The 2,831-nt window shown below is 72.8% G+C and carries 4 protein-coding genes and 1 pseudogene; 1 reads left to right on the top strand and 4 read right to left on the bottom strand.

Going from position 1 to position 2,831, the window contains the following annotated elements; translation table 11 throughout:
* The 4 genes and pseudogenes from GTW08_RS31300 to mftA form a co-directional block, all read right to left on the bottom strand.
* Nucleotides 1–413: pseudogene (locus GTW08_RS31300) on the bottom strand (hypothetical protein); the annotation flags it as partial.
* 11 nt (nt 414–424) lie between these two features.
* Complete coding sequence (mftC, locus tag GTW08_RS29780) at nt 425–1,660, bottom strand: mycofactocin radical SAM maturase (protein WP_100878817.1); 1,236 nt, start codon at nt 1,658–1,660, stop codon at nt 425–427.
* A 37-nt stretch (nt 1,661–1,697) separates the two neighbouring features.
* The gene (mftB, locus tag GTW08_RS29775; RefSeq protein ID WP_062398180.1) at nt 1,698–2,009 is read right to left on the bottom strand and encodes a mycofactocin biosynthesis chaperone MftB; all 312 of its coding nucleotides are present in this window, start codon (nt 2,007–2,009) and stop codon (nt 1,698–1,700) included.
* The gene (mftA, locus tag GTW08_RS29770) at nt 1,999–2,085 is read right to left on the bottom strand and encodes a mycofactocin precursor MftA (protein WP_060710386.1); all 87 of its coding nucleotides are present in this window, start codon (nt 2,083–2,085) and stop codon (nt 1,999–2,001) included. Before mftA ends, mftB begins: the two co-directional genes overlap by 11 nt.
* 158 nt (nt 2,086–2,243) lie before the next feature.
* Here mftA and GTW08_RS29765 point away from each other — a divergent pair.
* A partial coding sequence (locus GTW08_RS29765; RefSeq protein ID WP_161152848.1) for a DUF952 domain-containing protein occupies nt 2,244–2,831 on the top strand: 588 nt, incomplete at its 3' end.

The raw sequence follows: 2,831 nt of genomic DNA, 5'->3' as shown, positions 1-2,831 counted from the left end.
CACGCCGCGACGACCGCCGCCCACCCGGCCGCGGCGGGCACCCGCGCGCCGTCCCGGTCGCCGAGATGCAGCTCAGCGGGCCCGGAAGATCCACGACTCCCGCTGAGCTGCATCTCGACGCGCCCCGACGCCGCTGCCGGGCCGGACGACGCGGCAGGACCGGGCGACACGGCAGGGACGGGCGACGCGGCGGGGAACGCGGCGGGGGCGTAGGCGTAGGGGTGGTCCGAGGCGTGCACCGACGCCGGCTCGACCACGACGATCCCCGCACCCCCGGCGGCCCGCGCCGCGTAGTAGGCGACGTGGTCAGCCGTGATCCCGCGTGCGGCGTCGCCGAGGTTGGTCTCGTGCGGCCCGAACAGCACACGCGACGGGGCCCGCCGACCACGCAGGTCGACGGGCCCCGTCAGCAACAGGTCCGTGGTCAGCTCCCGGCGACCGGCTGTGCCACGGGCACGGCGTCCGGTGCGAACCCGGCGAGCGGGTTCTCGTCGCAGGCCCGGTCCGGCCGGCGCGGCGGCGGGGTGAGCGAGAGCATCGTCGGCTGCTTCGGCGCACGGGTGTTGCGCGGCGCGGAGCGCGAGTGGTCGACGTCGGACTTCGGGATGACCGTCCCGCCGTCGCGCGCGGCCAGCATCGCCTCGCCGTAGCCCTGCACGCACTCCGGGTCCGGGCCGTCGAGCGGCAGGCCGGTGAAGAACTTCGCGGCCATGCACCCGCCCTGGCAGGTGTCGTAGTGCGGGCACGACGCGCACGCCCCGCCGGTCTGCGGCTGGCGCAGCTCGGTGAAAAGCTCGGAGTGCTCCCACACCTCCTTGAAGCCGCCCTCGTCGCGGACGTTGCCGGCCAGGAAGTTCTCGTGGATGGCGAACGGGCAGGCGTAGACGTCACCCACCGGGTCGATCAGGCAGACCACGCGGCCCGCGCCGCACAGGTTCAGCCCGGGCAGGGCCTCGCCGTAGGCGGACAGGTGGAAGAACGAGTCACCGGTCAGGACCTGGTCGCCGTGCGCGACCAGCCAGTCGTAGAGCTGCTTCTGCTGGGCCTGGGTCGGGTGCAGCTCGTCCCAGACGTCGGCACCGCGGCCGGACGGGCGCAGCCGGGTGATGCGCAGCTGGGCGCCGTACTTGTCGGCGATGGCCTTGAACTCGTCGAGCTGGTCGACGTTCTCCCGGGTCATCACGACCGAGATCTTGGGATGCTTGAACCCGGCCTCGGCGAGGTTCTCCAGCGCGGTGATCGCGGTGTCGAACGAGCCCGGGCCACGGACGTAGTCGTTGACCTCGGCCGTCGCGCCGTCCATCGAGATCTGGATGTCGACGTAGTCGGTCGCGGCGAGCTGCGCGGCCCGCTGCTTGTCGAGCTTGACGCCGTTGGTGGAGAACTTGACGCCGACGTCGTGGGCGATGGCGTAGTCCAGCAGCTCCCAGAAGTCCGGGCGCACGGTCGGCTCGCCACCGCCGATGTTGATGTAGAAGACCTGCATGCGCTGCAGCTCGTCGATGACGGCCTTGGCCTCGGCGGTGCTCAGCTCGCGCGGGTCACGCCGCCCGGAGCTGGACAGGCAGTGCACGCACGCGAGGTTGCACGCGTAGGTGAGCTCCCAGGTCAGGCAGATGGGCGAGTTCAGGCCGTACTGGAAGTGGTCGACCAGCTTCACGGGCACCTCACTGTGGTGGTCGGCGGGGCGGGCGGGACTAGCGGGCGACGATCGTGCGGGACTTCAGCAGTCCGGCGAGGGCACGCAGGTAGGCGTCGTGCTGGGGCTCCTCGACGCCGGCGGCACGGACCGCCGAGCGGGCGTCCGGCTGGTTCTCCAGGTCGCGCACGACCGAGACCAGCTGGGGCGTCTTGAGGAAGGAGAGCTTGCGGGTCACGAAGTCGTACACCAGGGCGCCGAAGGGCTCCGGACGCAGCGAGACGCTCTCGCTGAGCCGGTACGGCGCCGCGGGGTCGAAAGCCCCCGCGGCGCCGTCCGGAACCGTGGTGTCGAGGGGCTTAGTAGACACCGCACATGCCGTCGATGGAGACCTCCTCGACGAGGGTCTCCTCGGTCAGGGCGTCCTCGTTCTGGTGCTCGCTCATGCGCAACCTCCGCTGGATCCGACTCTCGGCGAGAGAGGTGGTGAACCGCCCCGCCGGCCGGCGGTGGCAGCGGATCGGACGCTATTGGCACCCGGTGCCGGAAATCAATACTCGATGTCCACGCCCGTCCGATCGGACGGGCGTGCAGGCTGTCTCCCATGACGGTCGGGACGGTCCTGCTGCACCTGTGCACCCCTGGTGAGTGGCGGAGGTGGCTCGGCACCGGAGCCGTGGCGCCCTCCTCCCTGGACGAGGTCGGGTTCGTGCACCTGTCGACGCCCGACCAGGTCGCCCTGCCCGCGCAACGCCTGTTCGCGGGCCGGACCGACCTGGTCCTGCTCGTCCTCGACCCGGCCCGGATCGACGTCGCCAGGGTCGACGTCCGGTGGGAGCCGGGGGTGCCGACCGACCCGGCGTCGATGCGGTTCCCGCACGCCTACGGGGCGGTGCCGGCGTCGGCGGTGCTGATGGTGCTGCCCTACCGCCCCGGCCCGGACGGCTTCGCCGCACCGGAGGTCCCCGACCCCGGCGCGGCGGCGCGGGCGATGGGGTTCGAGCCGTCGATGCTGCGGCGCGGCGCGACCGCGGAGGAACCGGTGACCGGCGGCGTCGCGGTCCGGACCGACGCCTGGCCGGTGTCGCGGATGCACAACCAGCTGCTGCTCGGCCGACCGGACCGCACCGACCCGGCCACCGTGCTCGCCGAGGCCGACCGGGCGCTCACCGCGCACGGCCTGCACCCGGGG

This window comes from Pseudonocardia sp. SID8383 (genome assembly GCF_009864975.1).
Lineage (GTDB): Bacteria > Actinomycetota > Actinomycetes > Mycobacteriales > Pseudonocardiaceae > Pseudonocardia > Pseudonocardia alni.
This window is presented reverse-complemented; position numbering and strand designations above follow the sequence as displayed.

Coding starts and splice junctions, on each gene's coding strand:
- mftA (WP_060710386.1), bottom strand. CDS start 2,085: ATGAGCGAGCACCAGAACGAGGACGCCCTGACCGAGGAGACCCTCGTC.